The sequence below is a fragment of the Rhizorhabdus wittichii genome (assembly GCF_017607425.1).
Lineage (GTDB): Bacteria > Pseudomonadota > Alphaproteobacteria > Sphingomonadales > Sphingomonadaceae > Rhizorhabdus > Rhizorhabdus wittichii.
In genome coordinates this window covers 5486852-5501769 of the sequence record NZ_CP059319.1, presented here as the reverse complement: position 1 = coordinate 5501769, position 14918 = coordinate 5486852, and the positions used below count along the sequence as shown (strand labels likewise).

General features: G+C 66.2%; 18 protein-coding genes, 1 tRNA gene and 1 pseudogene. 12 read left to right on the top strand and 8 right to left on the bottom strand.

The window, feature by feature from the left end; all coding sequences use genetic code 11:
• Entirely contained in the window at positions 1 to 411 is a 411-nt protein-coding gene (locus HRJ34_RS26155) for an SgcJ/EcaC family oxidoreductase (RefSeq protein WP_226948960.1), read from the bottom strand.
• Between the two features lie 172 nt (positions 412 to 583).
• Between HRJ34_RS26155 and HRJ34_RS26150 the strand changes: the two genes are divergently transcribed.
• The 6 genes and pseudogenes from HRJ34_RS26150 to HRJ34_RS26125 all read left to right on the top strand — a co-directional run bounded on the left by HRJ34_RS26150 (position 584) and on the right by HRJ34_RS26125 (position 5914).
• Positions 584 to 1042 (top strand): GFA family protein, encoded by a 459-nt coding sequence (locus HRJ34_RS26150; RefSeq protein WP_208632903.1) that lies wholly within the window; start codon positions 584 to 586, stop codon positions 1040 to 1042.
• Between the two features lie 82 nt (positions 1043 to 1124).
• Positions 1125 to 2526, top strand: a pseudogene (gene thrC, locus HRJ34_RS26145) (threonine synthase).
• Positions 2527 to 2531: 5 nt separating this feature from the next.
• On the top strand, positions 2532 to 3764 hold the full coding sequence (locus HRJ34_RS26140) for a M16 family metallopeptidase (protein ID WP_011952256.1): 1233 nt from the start codon (positions 2532 to 2534) through the stop codon (positions 3762 to 3764).
• Between the two features lie 129 nt (positions 3765 to 3893).
• Positions 3894 to 4760 (top strand): class I SAM-dependent methyltransferase, encoded by an 867-nt coding sequence (locus tag HRJ34_RS26135; RefSeq protein WP_208632902.1) that lies wholly within the window; start codon positions 3894 to 3896, stop codon positions 4758 to 4760.
• A 62-nt stretch (positions 4761 to 4822) separates the two neighbouring features.
• On the top strand, positions 4823 to 5731 hold the full coding sequence (locus tag HRJ34_RS26130; RefSeq protein ID WP_208632901.1) for a hypothetical protein: 909 nt from the start codon (positions 4823 to 4825) through the stop codon (positions 5729 to 5731).
• Positions 5732 to 5761: 30 nt separating this feature from the next.
• Positions 5762 to 5914, top strand: coding sequence for a hypothetical protein (locus HRJ34_RS26125; protein WP_016746390.1), 153 nt, complete (start codon positions 5762 to 5764; stop codon positions 5912 to 5914).
• 19 nt (positions 5915 to 5933) lie between these two features.
• Here the strand turns inward: HRJ34_RS26125 and HRJ34_RS26120 are convergent, their stop codons facing one another.
• The 4 genes from HRJ34_RS26120 to HRJ34_RS26105 form a co-directional block, all read right to left on the bottom strand.
• Positions 5934 to 6344 carry a hypothetical protein gene (locus HRJ34_RS26120; protein WP_152523658.1) on the bottom strand — a complete coding sequence of 137 codons (411 nt, stop codon included), beginning with the start codon at positions 6342 to 6344 and terminating at the stop codon, positions 5934 to 5936.
• A 32-nt stretch (positions 6345 to 6376) separates the two neighbouring features.
• The gene (locus HRJ34_RS26115; RefSeq protein WP_152523659.1) at positions 6377 to 6568 is read right to left on the bottom strand and encodes a hypothetical protein; all 192 of its coding nucleotides are present in this window, start codon (positions 6566 to 6568) and stop codon (positions 6377 to 6379) included.
• Between the two features lie 25 nt (positions 6569 to 6593).
• Positions 6594 to 7112: a hypothetical protein gene (locus HRJ34_RS26110; protein ID WP_208632900.1), complete on the bottom strand. Its 519-nt coding sequence runs from the start codon at positions 7110 to 7112 to the stop codon at positions 6594 to 6596.
• A 92-nt stretch (positions 7113 to 7204) separates the two neighbouring features.
• Positions 7205 to 7498 (bottom strand): 4a-hydroxytetrahydrobiopterin dehydratase, encoded by a 294-nt coding sequence (locus HRJ34_RS26105; protein ID WP_011952261.1) that lies wholly within the window; start codon positions 7496 to 7498, stop codon positions 7205 to 7207.
• Between the two features lie 49 nt (positions 7499 to 7547).
• Here HRJ34_RS26105 and HRJ34_RS26100 point away from each other — a divergent pair, with 49 nt between their 5' ends.
• Genes HRJ34_RS26100 through HRJ34_RS26090 form a run of 3 tightly spaced genes read left to right on the top strand, consistent with a single transcriptional unit; the run spans position 7548 to position 9177 of the window.
• Complete coding sequence (locus tag HRJ34_RS26100; protein ID WP_011952262.1) at positions 7548 to 7949, top strand: metallopeptidase family protein; 402 nt, start codon at positions 7548 to 7550, stop codon at positions 7947 to 7949.
• Positions 7949 to 8533, top strand: a complete 585-nt coding sequence (ccmA, locus tag HRJ34_RS26095) for a heme ABC exporter ATP-binding protein CcmA (protein ID WP_208632899.1) — start codon at positions 7949 to 7951, stop codon at positions 8531 to 8533. Before HRJ34_RS26100 ends, ccmA begins: the two co-directional genes overlap by 1 nt.
• Positions 8530 to 9177 carry a heme exporter protein CcmB gene (locus HRJ34_RS26090; protein ID WP_016746394.1) on the top strand — a complete coding sequence of 216 codons (648 nt, stop codon included), beginning with the start codon at positions 8530 to 8532 and terminating at the stop codon, positions 9175 to 9177. Before ccmA ends, HRJ34_RS26090 begins: the two co-directional genes overlap by 4 nt.
• A gap of 125 nt (positions 9178 to 9302) precedes the next feature.
• Here HRJ34_RS26090 and HRJ34_RS26085 read toward each other — a convergent pair whose 3' ends face one another.
• Together HRJ34_RS26085 and HRJ34_RS26080 are read right to left on the bottom strand one after the other, a co-directional pair.
• Positions 9303 to 11378, bottom strand: coding sequence for a S9 family peptidase (locus HRJ34_RS26085; protein ID WP_208632898.1), 2076 nt, complete (start codon positions 11376 to 11378; stop codon positions 9303 to 9305).
• 39 nt (positions 11379 to 11417) lie between these two features.
• Positions 11418 to 11990: a hypothetical protein gene (locus HRJ34_RS26080; RefSeq protein WP_208632897.1), complete on the bottom strand. Its 573-nt coding sequence runs from the start codon at positions 11988 to 11990 to the stop codon at positions 11418 to 11420.
• 82 nt (positions 11991 to 12072) lie between these two features.
• Here HRJ34_RS26080 and HRJ34_RS26075 point away from each other — a divergent pair.
• The 3 genes from HRJ34_RS26075 to HRJ34_RS26065 all read left to right on the top strand — a co-directional run bounded on the left by HRJ34_RS26075 (position 12073) and on the right by HRJ34_RS26065 (position 13373).
• Positions 12073 to 12149 (top strand) — tRNA-Arg (locus HRJ34_RS26075).
• A gap of 321 nt (positions 12150 to 12470) precedes the next feature.
• Entirely contained in the window at positions 12471 to 12917 is a 447-nt protein-coding gene (locus HRJ34_RS26070) for an SHOCT domain-containing protein (RefSeq protein WP_208632896.1), read from the top strand.
• 93 nt (positions 12918 to 13010) lie between these two features.
• On the top strand, positions 13011 to 13373 hold the full coding sequence (locus HRJ34_RS26065; protein WP_208632895.1) for a hypothetical protein: 363 nt from the start codon (positions 13011 to 13013) through the stop codon (positions 13371 to 13373).
• A 387-nt stretch (positions 13374 to 13760) separates the two neighbouring features.
• On the opposite strand, the gene HRJ34_RS26060 is transcribed toward HRJ34_RS26065, so the two are convergent.
• Positions 13761 to 14843, bottom strand: a complete 1083-nt coding sequence (locus HRJ34_RS26060) for a hypothetical protein (RefSeq protein ID WP_208632894.1) — start codon at positions 14841 to 14843, stop codon at positions 13761 to 13763.
• Positions 14844 to 14918: the final 75 nt, after the last annotated feature.

Here is a 14918-nt window from a genome sequence, read left to right as displayed (position 1 = left end):
TCAGCGGCGCAGCACCAGCTCACCGGTGCGCGGATCGACCAAGGTCACATTCTCCAGCGCCTGGAACCGCCATTCGCCGGCGCGGCGGGTGGCCACCACCATGATCAGCGTGTCGACAGGGTGCGGCCCCGCCGGATGGGCGGCGCCGGCGTTGAGGCGCGACCAGAAATGCAGGATCGCCGCGTCGTCCGAGATCGGATCGACGTCGGGCGCGTCGATCTCCAGGGTCGAATCGCTGTAGACCGACGCGTGGATGCCCGCATGGCCGGCGACGATCTGCTCGACGCCGCGCCAATAGGTGCCGAAGCGGTTCACGAAGGTCGCGTCGGCGTGGAACAGCCGGCCGAACGCGACCATGTCGTGCGCGTTCCACGCCGCCTCGAAGCGTCGGGTGAGATCGGCGGGCGTCATCGCGCATCCTTCGGGCCGGTTGCTCATGCTCCCTTCTTATCGGCGCCCATCGGGAAATTCCAACCGCTCGCATCAGCCGGCGGAGCCTTGCGCGGGGAAAGCTCGTTCGCTTCCGGTCCCATGAGAGAGGAATGATGGACAAGGCTCATCCCGATCATCACGGCGGCGGCCGATGACGGCCGGCGACGCTTCGCGGACGGGCGGCTGCCTGTGCGGACGAATCCGCTATCGGCTGGCGAGCGCGCCGTTCGATCCCGGCTATTGCCATTGCCGCATGTGCCAGCGCTTCGGCGGCGCGCCGGTGATGGCCTTCGCCTCGGTGCCGCTGGTCGATTTCCATGTCGAGGCGGGCGATCCGGTCCGCTACCGATCGTCGGAGATCGGCGAGCGCTGGTTCTGCCGCGACTGCGGCAGCTCGCTCGCCATGCGGGTCGATCGCGCGCCCAGGCTGATCGACGTCACCATGGCGACTCTCGACGATCCGACCTGGCTGCCGCCCGCCTTCCATATCTGGCGCGAGAGCCGGATCGGCTGGTTCGACACGATCGACGCGCTGCCCCGGCACGAACGCGAACGGCCCCGGGCCGTCGCGCCGAGTCCCGCCGTCGCCGGGCTGCCGCTTCCTTCCTGACGCCGGTCGGGCGGGGGCGGCGCGCATTTCGGAGGCTGATTTTCTTGCCGCGTCGGGCCTCGCCCGCTAAGGGCCGCCGGTCATGCAGTATGTCAGCACCAGGGGCTCGGCCCCGCGCCTCGGATTCGAAGACGTCACGCTCGCGGGACTCGCGGCGGACGGCGGCCTCTATGTGCCCGAACAATGGCCGGTCTTCTCGACCGCCGAGATCGCGGCGCTGCGCGGCCTGTCCTATGTCGACACCGCCGTCGCGGTGATGAAGTCGTTCGTCGCCGGCGCGCTCGACGATGCCGAGCTGAAGGAGCTGTGCGAGGCCGCCTATGGCCGCTTCGCCCATGCCGCGGTGGTGCCGCTCAAGCAGCTCGACCATCGGCAGTGGCTGATGGAGCTGTTCCACGGACCCACCCTCGCCTTCAAGGACGTCGCGCTCCAGCTGCTCGGCCTGCTGTTCGAGCGCTTCCTGGCGAAGCGCGACACCCACCTGACCGTGATCGGCGCGACCAGCGGCGACACCGGCTCGGCCGCGATCGACGCGCTGGCCGGCCGCGCCAAGGTCGACATCTTCATGCTCCACCCCAAGGGCCGCGTGTCCGAGGTGCAGCGCCGGCAGATGACGACCGTGCTGGCCCCCAACGTCCACAACATCGCGATCGAGGGCAGCTTCGACGACGCCCAGGCGCTGGTGAAGGCGATGTTCGCCGACGCCGACTTCGCCGGGCGCTTCAACCTGTCGGCGGTCAATTCGATCAACTGGGCCCGGCTGATGGCGCAGGTGGTCTATTATTTCTACGCCGCCGTCCGCCTCGGCGCGCCCGACCGCCCGGTCGCCTTCTCGGTCCCGACCGGCAATTTCGGCGACGTGTTCGCGGGCTATGTCGCGGCCAGGATGGGCCTGCCGGTCGCGCGGCTGATCGTCGCCACCAACGTCAACGACATCCTCCACCGCGCGCTGTCGGCCGGCGACTATTCGGTCGGCACGGTGACGCCGACCGCGGCGCCGTCGATGGACATCCAGGTCAGCTCCAATTTCGAGCGGCTGCTGTTCGACCTGCACGGCCGCGACGGCGCCGCGACGGCGGCGACGATGAAGGGGTTCGAGGCGAGCAAGCGGCTCGACATCCCCGCGACGATGCGGGCCGAGGCGGCCGGGCTGTTCTCGAGCGCCCGGATCGACGCCGACCGGATGCAGATCGCGATGCGCTGGGCGCATGACCGCGCGGTCGAGACGATCGACCCGCACAGCGCGATCGGCCTCGCCGCCGCGCAGGACAGCGACCTCGATCCGTCGATCCCGATCGTCACCCTCGCCACTGCGCACCCCGCCAAGTGTCGGCGACGCGGTCGAACGCGCCACCGGCACCTGCCCGACCCCTGCCCGCCCGATCGGCGAGCTGTTCGAGCGGCAGGAGCGCTACGCCGTCCTTCCCGCAGAGATCGGCGCGATCGAGGGCTTCGTCGCCGAACAGGCCGCGACGGCGGCCTGACGCCCATGACCGGCCCGCATCTCCACCGGCTGGCCAACGGCTTCACCATCGCCGCCGATCCGATGGCGGGGGTCGAGACGATCGCGATCGGCCTGCACGTCGACTGCGGCGCCCGGCACGAGGAGGCGCGGGCCAACGGCCTCGCCCACCTGTTCGAGCATATGGTGTTCAAGGGCGCGGGCGGGCGCAGCGCGCGGGAAATTTCCGAGGCGGTCGAGAATGTCGGCGGCTATCTCAACGCCTATACCTCGCGCGACCAGACCGCGTTCCAGGCGCGGCTGCTCGCCGAGCATCTCGACCTCGGCATCGAGCTGATCGGCGACCTGATCCGCAAGCCGCATTTCGATGCCGGCGACCTCGCCCGCGAGAAGGACGTGGTGCTGCAGGAACTGGGCGAGGCGCGCGACCTGCCCGACGACATCATCAACGATCATTTCCATTCGACCGCCTGGCCGGGACAGGCGTTCGGCCGACCGGTGCTGGGCGGCGAGGAGACGATCGCCGCGATCGCGGTCGACGATCTCCACGCCTGGACGCGCAAGCATTACCGGCCCGAGAACATGGTGCTGGCGGCGGCGGGCAAGATCGACGTCGACCGGCTGGTCGCGCTGGCCGAGGCGCGCTTCGGCGACATGGAGCCGGCCCCCCGCCCGGTCGCCGAGCTGGCCGCCTATCGCGGCGGCACCTTCGTCGAGCGCCGCCGGCTGGAATCGGCGCACATCCTGTTCGGCTACGAAGGCGTCAGCTATTTCGACCCGTCCTATTATCCGCTGCTGCTGTTCAGCCAGGCGGCGGGCGAAGGCAGCTCGTCGCGGCTGTTCCAGTCGATCCGCGAGGAACGCGGCCTCGCCTATTCGGTCGGCACCTCGGTCGCCGCCTGGCGCGACACCGGCATGCTGACCGTCTATCTCGCCACCGCGCGGCGCGAGGCGCAGAACGCGACCGACCTGTCGCGCGCGCTGCTGCGCGACGTGGCGGCGACCCTCACCCCGGTCGAGCTCGACCGCGCCAAGGCGCAGATCCGCGCGACCATCCTGATGGCGCTCGAATCGGTCCAGGGCCGCGCCGACCGGCTAGGCTTCCAGACGCTGGTCCACGGCGCGCCGATCGAGCCGGCGACGATCGTCGCCCGGATCGACGCCTGCACCCTCGACGAGGCCCGCGCCGCCGGCGCCCGCCTGCTCGAAGGCCCCGAGACGCTGGCGACGGTGGGCCCCGCGCTCAAGGCGGCGGCGTGACGCGCGACGTTCGTTCCCAAAGGCGTCATCCCAGCGAAAGCTGGGATCTCACTTCTTTCCGGCGACAGGAAGAAGGCAGGGAGATTCCAGCTTTCGCTGGAATGACGAACCAGGGCTGAGCGAAAGATCATGAACCTCACCACCCTGATCGCCGAGCCCTGGGCCGATTACGGCCTGGTCGATTCCGGCCATGGCCGGAAGCTCGAACGCTATGGCCGCTTCCGCTTCATCCGGCCCGAGCCGCAGGCGATGTGGGCGCCCGCCTCGCCCAACTGGGAGGCGGACGGCGACTTCATCGGCGCATCGGACGAGGACGGCGGCGGCCAGTGGCACCTGTCGCGCGACGTGCCGCGCGGCGGCTGGCACCTGCGCTGGGAAGAGGTGCGCTTCACCGCGCAGAACACTCCCTTCCGCCACCTCGCCTTCTTTCCCGACATGGCGCCGCAATGGGCATGGATGCGCGACCGGACGGCCGAGGGCGACGAGGTGATGAACCTGTTCGGCTATACCGGGGTCGGCACCCTCGCGCTGGCCGCCAGGGGCGCGCGGATGACCCATGTCGACGCATCGAAGAAGTCGGTCGAGGCGGCCAAGGCCAACGCCTTCCTGTCGGACATGGCCGACCGGCCGATCCGCTGGATGGTCGACGACGCCGCCAAGTTCACCGCGCGCGAGGTGCGGCGCGGGCGGCGCTATGACGGCATCTTCCTCGACCCGCCGAAGTTCGGGCGCGGCCCCAATGGCGAGACCTGGCGGCTGGAGGAGGGCCTGCCCGGCCTGATCGCCGATTGCCGCGGGCTGCTCGATGACCGGTCGAAGTTCCTCGTCCTGACCGTCTACGCGATCCGCATGTCGGCGCTGGCGATCGGCGAACTGCTCCGCCAGGCGATGGCCGACCTCGGCGGCGCCGTCGAGGTCGGCGAGATGGCGGTGCGGGAGGAGGAACGCGGCCTCTTGCTGCCGACGGCGATCTTCGCGCGGTGGTCGCGGGACTGATCCACGACTGACATCATCTGCGGGCTCTGGCATGCTCCCGTCATCACCATAGCGAGTGAACGATGCTGCACCACGCCAGAAGCATTCTAGCCTGCCTCACGCTGATATTGGCAGCCTCCGCAAGCGCTTCGGCCTATAAGGATCTCCAGCGCCTTATCGAGGGGCGGGCGCAGCAATATACCGAACGACGTCCCGCGCTGGAGCAACGTACCCAGCAATCGGCCGCGATTGCGGTTCGATCGATCCAGACCATCGAGCCATCAGCAGCGCAGGCACTGGATACGGCACTCGCGGACACCCGCCAGCTCTCCTATCTATACGGCCGCTATCAGACGCTCTGGGCGCTGCGCCAGCATATGGAAAAGAAGCCGCCGCTGGCCGCCAGCGAGGTGTGGCTGCAACGGCAGGTCGCGGCCATCAAGGCGAAGATGGCCGCTGCGGACTCGGCGGAGAACGATGTGCGGCGGACCGCCCCCGGCAAGGACGTGCCGCTGATCACATGGGTGGGTGCTATCGAACGCCTGGCCCAGGACCGAGGCTATAACGAAGGAGCCGTCGCCGAACTGAGCCTGATCAATGAAGATCTCCGCGCTTATTACGCGGCGCGCGCCGAAGAGCATGAGAGGGCGGTCCGCCTGCGCACCGCGCTATTGATCGCACTTGCGGCGACGCTGTCCAGCCAGCAGGCGGAAACGCGCGATCTGGGCGTGGATTCGGTGGCCAACGGCGTAACGATATGCCCCGACGGAACCTATGTCGGCGGCAAGACCTGCAACATGACTCCCAACGGGCGATATGTCGGCGGCACTCCGCAAATGACGCCCAACGGTGATTATGTGGGAGGCAAGCCTCGGATAGCCCCGGATGGCAGCTATGTCGGAGGATCGGGCAAGGTTACCATGTGCCCGGACGGAACCTATGTCGGCGGCGCCTGCAAGATGACACCAAGAGGAACTTATGTCGGCAATTGATCCGGCCCGCTTCCCCCGCGCATTGGATCATTGACGGTGCCCCTGACCCACCAGCGCCTCGATCGCCTCCGCCACATCGCCGATCCGGGCGGCATCGTCGAGGTAGGCGGGACGGCGGTGCGCGAGGGGGAATGCAGGCTGTTGCTGGCGATGCCCATCTTCGCGCGGTGGTTACGAGACTGATTGCCTCTCGAGCAAAAGCCTAATGTCGAGCTTTTTGAGAAGCCGTTCCGCACCCATTGGCAACGATCGGTTCCAGGCTTCTCCGCTGGTCTCCATTGCAAGCGACCTCCACGCTATGGTCGCCCACCTCCATCCGACAATTGCTCGGCATATGGGCCGTCATATATTCGAAGCCATAGCTCCGCGTCACACCCTCGCGCGTGAAGGTCACACAGATCACGCCTTCTCGTCCCTTTGCGGATGCCAGGCCGACGAACTGGCCAGGCGACAATCTGGCGACCCGTTTCGCGTCACCGGCGAAATCGACCGAAACGTCGGACAAAGATTCAGCGGACCGGTTATGAAGCGTCACCGATTTGGGAGAGATGTCCTTGCAGGCCGTCAGCAATAGACCGATCAGCGAAATCGCCAGGGCGCGCGTGGCGATCATTGGATTTCCCTTCCCGCAGATCATGGAACCCTTCAGCGATCCTCGTCGAACTGGCGTATGATCGCCGCCAGCAAAGGCAATCCAAGGAAGAAGAACCAGAACGCCCAACCGGGAGGCCCTTTATCGACACCGGATGGCGGATCACCCGGAAAACAACTCGGCGCCCAATAGGAAAAATAGACCAGCACGAATACCCAAAACAAGGTCCAGCGAAGGGTCTTCATTTTTGATTGCCTTCAGCATCCAAAGTCATGGAACCGAGGTGTCGCTCGTCCCACTCGCTTTCGGGATCGGCCAGAAACTATTTCCTTCGTTCGGCAGATAGGAGGTCTCACGCTTGCCAAACTTTGGATCGTCATCCGCACCACCATTATGCAGCCATGCCGGTGGCCCTTCATGGGGGAAATTAAAGGCTCGGATGAGCTTTTTCGTCTCGGTGTCGAAGCAAAGCGTCTGCGAACCGCTGATCCCCATGCCTCGCAACCCCACACAGGTTTCGTTCGGGAAATCGACTATACTCGGCCATGTATCGAGATAATAATCCTCATCGCTCATCGGAAACTGACTCTTCCTCGACAGCGTCACCGATCGCGATATTATGTCATTATCGCTGAGAAGGCCTTGTTTATATTCATTACACAAAGACTCCTTCCGATGACGTCCATATAACTCGTAAAATTGCCAGATATTGCCGAACGCCAGACAGAGAGCGATGATAACGATCCATCGCTTCGATCCCCATGCCTCACCCTTCTTCGGGAAGATCATGCCGTCTTCCTATTCCCCCGCATCCGGCCCGGACATTCAGGCCGATCCGGGAAAATATCAAGAACAAAATATAAACACCTGCGGATCGACCGCTACTCGGCAAGCGCCTCGATCGCCTCCGCCATCGCGACGTCGCGGTGCGACAGGCCGCCCGCGTCATGGGTGGTCAGCAGGATGTCGACCCGGTTCCAGACGTTCGACCATTCGGGATGATGGTCGTGTTTCTCGGCATAGAGCGCGACCCGGGTCATGAAGGCGAAGGCCGCGGAGAAATCGGGGAAGGTGAAGCTGCGGCTGATCGCATCGCGGCCGTCGTCATAATCCCAGTCGGGCAGGGCATCGAGCGCGTCGGCGCGCTCCTCGTCGGTGAGGGGTTCGATCGACATGGCATCCTCCGCTGGCGCGATCCGTTTCTGCTCTTTATGTCGGCCGAAGATGAACGAAGGTCAAACCCTGGCGCCCGGCGCCGACCGGATCGAGGCGATCGCGCGCGCGACGATCGCGAAGCTGCCGCCGGCCTTCGCCCGCCACCTGGGCGACGTCGTCCTGAAGATCGAGGAATTCGCCGACGACGCCACCCTCGACGAGATGGGGATCGAGAACCCGTTCGAGCTGACCGGCCTCTACACCGGCCTGCCGATCGGCGCGAAGTCGGTCGACCATTCGGGGACGATGCCCGACATGATCCACCTGTTCCGCCGCGCGATCCTCGACGAATGGGTCGAGACCGGCGTCACGCTGGAGGCGCTGGTCGCGCATGTCGTGATCCACGAGATCGGCCATCATTTCGGTCTGTCCGACGCCGACATGCACGCGCTCGAGGAGATGGCCGGCTGATGGCCGCACGGCTGGCGTTCGACCGGGTCGCCTGCCTGCGCGGCGACCGGCTGCTGTTCGAGGGGCTGAGCTTCGCCCTGGAAGCCGGCGGCGCGGCGCTGCTGACCGGCCCCAACGGCGCGGGCAAGTCGAGCCTGATGCGGATCGCGGCGGGCCTGCTCCCCGCCTCGGCCGGCGCGGTGGCGCGCGAGGGCGGGGTCGCCTTCGCCGGAGAGGCCGCCGCGCTCGATCCGCGCCTGCCGCTGGCCCAGGCGCTCGGCTTCTGGGCGAAGCTCGACGGTGCCTCGCCGGCCGATGTCGACGCCGCGCTCGACCGGATGGCGATCGCCAATCTCGCGCCGGTGCCGGTCCGCCTGTTCTCGACCGGCCAGCGCAAGCGCGCCGCGATCGCCCGGGTGATCGCCGGCCGGGCGGCGATCTGGCTGCTCGACGAGCCCGGCAACGGCCTCGACGCCGCTTCGATCGACCGGCTCGCCGAGGCGATGGCCGCGCACCGGGCGGCGGGCGGGATCGTCGTCGTCGCGACGCACCAGCCACTGGCGCTGCCCGGCGCGGTCGAGATCGCGTTGGGGATGCGCGCATGAGCGCCTGGGCCGCGATCGTCCTGCGCGACGTCCGCCTCGCCTATCAGGGCGGCGGGGCGCTGCTGCCGCTGATCTTCTTCCTGCTGGTCGCGACGCTGTTCCCCTTCGCGGTCGGGCCCGACGGCGCGCTGCTGGCGAAGGTCGGCGGCGGCGCGCTGTGGATGGCGGCGCTGCTCGCGGCGCTGCTGCCGGTCGACCGGCTGGTCGCGCCCGATGCCGAGAGCGGCGTGCTCGACCAATATGCGGTGCGCGGCCTGTCGGACGAGGGCGTCGCCGCCGCCAAGATCGCCGCCCACTGGCTGGGCTTCGGCCCGCCGCTGATGATCGCCGCCCTGCCCGCCTCGGCGCTGCTCAAGCTCGACGGCGCGACGCTTGGCCGGCTGGAGCTGGGCCTCGCCATCGGCACCCCCGCGCTCGCCGCGCTGGGCGTGATGACGAGCGCGCTGACCCTCGGCCTGCGCGGCGCGGGGGCGCTGGCGGGGCTCGTCATGCTGCCCCTCGCGGTGCCGCTGCTGATCTTCGGCGCGGGCGCGCTGGGACCGGACGGCATGGGCGCGCTCAAGCTGCTCGGCGCCACCGCGCTGGTCCTCACCGCGCTGGCGCCCTTTGCCGCCGGGGCGGCGCTGCGGGCAAGTCGGGACTAAGCCGGCCTGGGCGCCCACGGTGCTCATCATGCTGAACTTGCTTCAGTATCGGGAGACGCAACGCTGCGCGTCTTGCTCCGACGTTGCGTTTCTGGATCCCGGATCAAGTCCGGGATGACGAAAAGTCAGGCCCCCGCGCCGCCCATCTGCGTCAGCACGAACGCATAGGCCTCCGCATCCTCGCGCAGCGATTCGTAGCGGCCCGACTTGCCGCCATGCCCCGCGCCCATGTTGATCTTGAGCAGCAGCAGATGGTCGTCGGTCTTGGTCGCGCGCAGCCGGGCCGCCCATTTGGCGGGCTCCCAATAGGTGACGCGCGGATCGTTGAGGCCGCCGGTGATCAGCATCGGCGGATAGGGTTTCGCCGCGACATTGTCATAGGGGCTGTAGCTGCGGATCAGCTCGAACGCCGCCTTGTCGGTGATCGGATTGCCCCATTCGGGCCATTCGCCCGGCGTCAGCGGCAGGCTTTCGTCCTGCATCGTGTTGAGCACGTCGACGAAGGGCACGTCGGCGACCACCGCGCCCCATAGCTCGGGATCGGTGTTGGCGACCACGCCCATCAGCTCGCCGCCCGCCGAGCCGCCGTTGATCGCGATCTTGCCGGCGCGGGTGAGGCCCGCCGCGATCAGCCCCTTCGCCGCGTCGGAGAAATCGTGGAAGGTGTTCCAGCGCTGCTCGGCCTTGCCCTGCAGATACCAGTCATAGCCGAGGTCGTCGCCGCCGCGGATATGGGCGATCGCATAGGCCCAGCCGCGATCGACCATCGACAGCCGCACGGTCGAGAAGCCCGGCGGGATCGCATGGCCATAGGCGCCATAGGCATAGAGGAACAACTTGCCCGACCCGTCCTTCGGGAAGCCCTTGCGATAGACCACCGACACCGGGATCGCCTTGCCGTCGCGCGCAGGGACCATCAGCCGCTCGGTCGCGTAGAGCGACGGATCACAGCCCGACGGAATCTCCTGGACCTTGAGCGTCGTCAGCGTCCGTGCGGCGGGATCATAGTCGAACACCGTCTGCGGCGTGACCATCGACGCATAGCTCAGCCGATAGGCGGCCGGGTCATATTCGGGGTTGCTGCCGAGGCCGGCAGTGTAGCTCGCCTCCGGAAAGGCGATGCGGTGCTCGGCGCCGTCATAGCCGCGCAGGCGGACCTGATCGAGCCCGTCGACCCGTTCGGTCAGCACCAGATGCCTGGCGAAGGCGGTCAGCCCGCGAATGTAGACGCGGTCCGAACCGGCGATCACCGTCTCCCACCGGCCCGGATCGGCCGGATCGGCGCGCGCCACGCGAAAGTTCACATGGTCGTCGTTGGTCAGGATCCAGAGCGACCCATGCGCGCTGTCGACCGTATATTCGCGCTTCACCTGCCGCGCGCTGACCAGCAGCGGCGCGGCGCCCGGATCGTCGGCGGGGACGAGGCGGACCTCGCTCGTCTGGTTGTCGCCGGTGGCGATGACGATCCAGCGCTCGTCCTGGGTCTTGCCGACGCCGACGTTGAAGCCGAGCTCCTCGGTCTCCTCGTACAGCGTCCGGTCGGTCGCGGGGTCGCTGCCGAGGATGTGGAGCCGCGCGCGATAGGTGCGCCAATTGTCGTTGACCTCGGTGTAGGCGAGGCTGCGCGAGTCATTGCCCCAGGCGACCGCGCCGTTGGCGACCGTCGTGACCGTCTCGATGTCCTGCCCGGTGGCGAGGTCGCGGATGCGCAGCTCGAACCGCTCGGCGCCGCTGCGGTCGGCCGACCAGGCGGCGAGCCGGCCGTCGGGGCTGACGCTCAGCACCTGCAGGCGGAAATAGTCGACCGTCGCGGCCTCGGCCGGCTCGTCGAGGATCACCGTCCCGGTGACATCGGCATCGGCGCCGGCGGGCTTGCGATACCAGAGGCGATATTGGCCGCCCGGCTTGTAGGCCCACCAGTAGAGCCAGTCGCCGTCCCTCTGGGGGACGCTGGCGTCGTCCTCCTTGAGGCGGCCCTTCATCTCGGCGAACAGCGTCTCGACCAGCGCCGCGTGCGGCTGCATCGCCGCCTCGAAATAGGCGTTCTCCTCGCGCAGATAGGCGAGGACGTCGGGATCGTCGACGGTCGGATATTTCGGGTCCTTGAGCCAGGCCCAGGGATCGTCGATCGTGCGGCCGTGGCGGCTATAGCTGTGCGGACGGCGGGCCGCGACGGGCGGCGCAGGCAGGTCGTGGGTCATTTCCGGAACCTCGGGGATCAGGCGGGAAGCAGGCGGCGATCAGGCGGGCAGCAGCGCCACGAGCAGCGCGCGTTCGGCCTCCTGCAGCTCCTGGAGCTGGCCCTGCGCCTCGGCGATCGCGGCCTCGCTGGCCGAATCGCCGGCATCGACCGCCGCCTCGCGCCGCCGGTCGAGCTCGGCGAGCGCGTCGGCGACCGGCAGGCGGGCGATATCGGCGTTGCTATAGGCCTGCTGCCCGGCGACCCAGGCCTCGCTGCCCTCGGGCGCGGAGCGGCCCGCTTCGATCGCGGCGCGCGCCTTCTCGACCTCGGCGCGGAACGCCGCGTCGGCGCTGCGCGCGCCGGCGACGATCTGGGCGATGTCGGCCGAGGGCGCCGGCGGCGCGGGCGTGGCCGGCGGCGCCGGGGGCACCGCCTCCGCCTGCATCACCTCCCGCTCGATCGGGCGCGGCACCAGCGACGGATAGCCGGTCCGCGTGTCGGCGCAGCCGGCCAGGCCCGCGAGCCCGACGAGGCCGGCGAACCCCGCAAGGCCGATGCGACCGACGCGACCAGCGCGACCGACGGGGCCCGCGCCGAAGATAGGAAAGGCAGGGAAAAGGCGGCTTTTCATGGTCAAGCTCTAGGCCCGCGATAAAATCTGCGCAACGGGGTTGCGTCCGGCGCGATCCCCGACTAGATGCCCCCCTCACAGCGCGCCCGTAGCTCAGCTGGATAGAGCATCAGACTACGAATCTGAGGGTCGGACGTTCGAATCGTTCCGGGCGCGCCAACGGATTACTGCGGAAAAGCAGGCGGAAGCCGGGTCAAAAATGATCCGGCTTTTTCGTGTCAGCAATCACCGAGTAATCACCAAACTGTCTTTCGCGCATTCCGAGTCACGGCTAGCGCTTCGCCATTGGAGGGCCGCAATGGGCCTGAGCTGAACCCGGCGAACGACAACTGGAAAGCCAATCTGTGCGAGCTTCAATCAGAAGCAGTCACCTCTTTCTTCTGAGCTTCGAGCAAACTTAGCTCAGACGGTCCATTGCGGACCCGATCCGACTCGACTCTTACGCATGTTCAGGCATGCTGCGGCAACTTAGGGGGGCCTATGATCGACGCCGCGAGTCCACTCAAAACTAGTGGGATAACGATATGGACCGAAGGGGACGTGTTGGTTCTCAAATACGGCGTCCTATACTACGGCTTCCTGGGGACAAAACGCGTTCCTGCTGCAAACATCACCGCCCTAAACTGGCGAGAGCCGGGCGACTGGCTGGCAGGTTTCCTTGAAATATCGATTTTAGGCGAACAACCGCCATCGCCCATGGCTAGCCCAAACGTGCAAAATCAAAACCGGCTTAAGTACGAGCGTGCGGACCAACCTAAGTTTGTTGCACTGAAAGAATGGATCGAGGCTAGAATGGCCAAACCACAGGGTGGCCAACCAGCAGCTTCGTCGATTGCAGATGAGCTTGGCAAGCTGGCGGCGCTGCTCCGGGACGGCGTCATCACGCAAGACGAGTTCGACCAGCAAAAGGCGAAGCTACTCGCTTAACGCTGTGAGAGGGGGGGCATATGCAACTGCTGATGATCTTTGCGGCCGCCCTGATCAGCGCAGCCAGTGCGGATGTTTCGGTGGCCATGTGACATGCTGCGATGGCACTGCAAGCCCGAGTTACGGCTGCTGAAGCTCGGCAGAATTATCGCGCTGACCATCGCGCTAGGATTCTATTCTCCTGCCGTGGCAGAATGTGACCTCGGCGAGGTGGTGGGCTGGACTCTCATCGCTGAAAAGACGGTCGAGGGCTACGTGGAGGACGGCAAAAGGGACGATTCATACGAGGGTTGTGACTTCGATCGTGTCCTCATCTTCACCGACAATACGGCAGTTCGCTGCGCCGAATACGAATACAGCTACGCCTACCGGCCAACAGCGTACATCTTCGCCAATGGCAGCCTCTTGAAGGCCTGCATCGACGATGATTGGATCGACATATGGCCGCTCAGATAGGGGGACAAGGTGCATGTGGTGGCACGTTGCATGCGAAGCCCTACTAACAGGGCGCTGCCTGGAACTTCAATACGATGGCTTTTCACGCATCGTTGAGGTCCATGCGGTGGGAACGACGAACGAAGGCCATCCGATCATGCGCTGTTGGCAGGTGCGTGGTGGAAGCGCGAGTGGCGAAGCGGTGGGCTGGAAGTTATTTCGTCTCGACGAGGCACGCGGCGGCATCATTGCTGACGAATGCAGCCAGGCACCTCGGATCGGGTATAAGCGAGGTGATCGCCATATAGCGTTCATACGCTGCCAGATCTAAGCTGCCACAGTCGCAAGGCCCGGCAGGTAAGGCCGGTTCGTTGTTGGTCGCACAATCCGACCAGTGACCGGAGCAGGTCATCGTTCCCCCGAACGACGACGCGCGCGCTGATCTTCGTAGGCTGCCATCAAGTCAGGCTCGGCCAATAGCAATTGCCTCTTCGCCTGTTCCCGGAAGGTCTCGACGATTCGCCGGATCGTAATGCGACGAGCACCATCCGGCATGCGTGACCAGCCTTCTTCGCCCATCATGCGGCCGATCATGTCCTTTGCCGGACGCCCCGCCATATACACGAACCGCGCATATTGATCTGCCGACATTCGCTGCCGGCCAATGATTCTATCTGGCTTCGACAGCCGGACATCGAGCCGGCGAACCTCATTCATCACCGGGTCTTTACGTTCCTCGCTCACCCAGACGGGCGAAAGGATGTCAGGACCGGCGGCATTGCCACGTTCGATCGGATCGCCCCATAGATTCATCCGGGGCGGTATCTCATCCGACAGACCAGGCACGCGCGATTTGATGGTGTCCATCAGAGTGTCAGTCTCGCGCATATAGGGATCGAGTGCCGAATTCGTCTGAGTGACGATGTTCGGCACCGCAGCCGACGCCGCGAGATTCTTTGCATAGCGTCCAAGATAGCGATCAGGATCGCTCAACGCCTCGAACGCCGAGGCCGCCGGATCGAGGGTCGGCATCGTCGAAACATTGCGCGCGATGGCGAGCGCCAAGCTGGTGCCAATATTCTGGCGCTCTTCGTCCGTCATATATTCGCCGAACGTGGCGAAGTCGGCGGCCGTCGACAGGATACGTGCGAAAGGATCGATCCGCTGATAGCTATACCACCTGTCGCCGACCTTGACGGAGAATGGTTGCCAACCCGTATTCCGCAAGGCCTCACGCTCACGCGGATCGGTAGGGCCAGAACCGGAGAGCCTCCCATCGAGAGCCCAGGCTGTCGCTAGAGCGGCAAGTCCCGAACCCATGGACACGCGCGCCACCGCTTGATCTCGCGCCATACCGCCCTTCTGCATGGCCTCGCGAAACTCTTTCAGCACCGGGGCGGCGGGGCTGCGTTCGGTCGCATATTTCAACAGGTTTAGCGGGGTACGGACAAAGGGTAGAAACAACTTCATCGGCCCCTTGTTGGCAAGCATCTGGATTTGCACGCCGGGACCCTTGAGCGGTGTCCGCCGTCAGCGCCAATGGCACAGATTTGAGGTTGTGATGTA

Bases quoted from the DNA above. Each gene is read 5' to 3' on its own strand.
- HRJ34_RS26155 (WP_226948960.1), bottom strand. From the start codon at position 411: ATGACGCCCGCCGATCTCACCCGACGCTTCGAGGCGGCGTGGAACGCG.
- HRJ34_RS26150 (WP_208632903.1), top strand. From the start codon at position 584: ATGACGGCCGGCGACGCTTCGCGGACGGGCGGCTGCCTGTGCGGACGA.
- HRJ34_RS26140 (WP_011952256.1), top strand. From the start codon at position 2,532: ATGACCGGCCCGCATCTCCACCGGCTGGCCAACGGCTTCACCATCGCC.
- HRJ34_RS26135 (WP_208632902.1), top strand. From the start codon at position 3,894: ATGAACCTCACCACCCTGATCGCCGAGCCCTGGGCCGATTACGGCCTG.
- HRJ34_RS26130 (WP_208632901.1), top strand. From the start codon at position 4,823: ATGCTGCACCACGCCAGAAGCATTCTAGCCTGCCTCACGCTGATATTG.
- HRJ34_RS26120 (WP_152523658.1), bottom strand. From the start codon at position 6,344: ATGATCGCCACGCGCGCCCTGGCGATTTCGCTGATCGGTCTATTGCTG.
- HRJ34_RS26115 (WP_152523659.1), bottom strand. From the start codon at position 6,568: ATGAAGACCCTTCGCTGGACCTTGTTTTGGGTATTCGTGCTGGTCTAT.
- HRJ34_RS26110 (WP_208632900.1), bottom strand. From the start codon at position 7,112: ATGATCTTCCCGAAGAAGGGTGAGGCATGGGGATCGAAGCGATGGATC.
- HRJ34_RS26105 (WP_011952261.1), bottom strand. From the start codon at position 7,498: ATGTCGATCGAACCCCTCACCGACGAGGAGCGCGCCGACGCGCTCGAT.
- HRJ34_RS26100 (WP_011952262.1), top strand. From the start codon at position 7,548: ATGAACGAAGGTCAAACCCTGGCGCCCGGCGCCGACCGGATCGAGGCG.
- ccmA (WP_208632899.1), top strand. From the start codon at position 7,949: ATGGCCGCACGGCTGGCGTTCGACCGGGTCGCCTGCCTGCGCGGCGAC.
- HRJ34_RS26090 (WP_016746394.1), top strand. From the start codon at position 8,530: ATGAGCGCCTGGGCCGCGATCGTCCTGCGCGACGTCCGCCTCGCCTAT.
- HRJ34_RS26085 (WP_208632898.1), bottom strand. From the start codon at position 11,378: ATGACCCACGACCTGCCTGCGCCGCCCGTCGCGGCCCGCCGTCCGCAC.
- HRJ34_RS26080 (WP_208632897.1), bottom strand. From the start codon at position 11,990: ATGAAAAGCCGCCTTTTCCCTGCCTTTCCTATCTTCGGCGCGGGCCCC.
- HRJ34_RS26070 (WP_208632896.1), top strand. From the start codon at position 12,471: ATGATCGACGCCGCGAGTCCACTCAAAACTAGTGGGATAACGATATGG.
- HRJ34_RS26065 (WP_208632895.1), top strand. From the start codon at position 13,011: ATGCTGCGATGGCACTGCAAGCCCGAGTTACGGCTGCTGAAGCTCGGC.
- HRJ34_RS26060 (WP_208632894.1), bottom strand. From the start codon at position 14,843: ATGCTTGCCAACAAGGGGCCGATGAAGTTGTTTCTACCCTTTGTCCGT.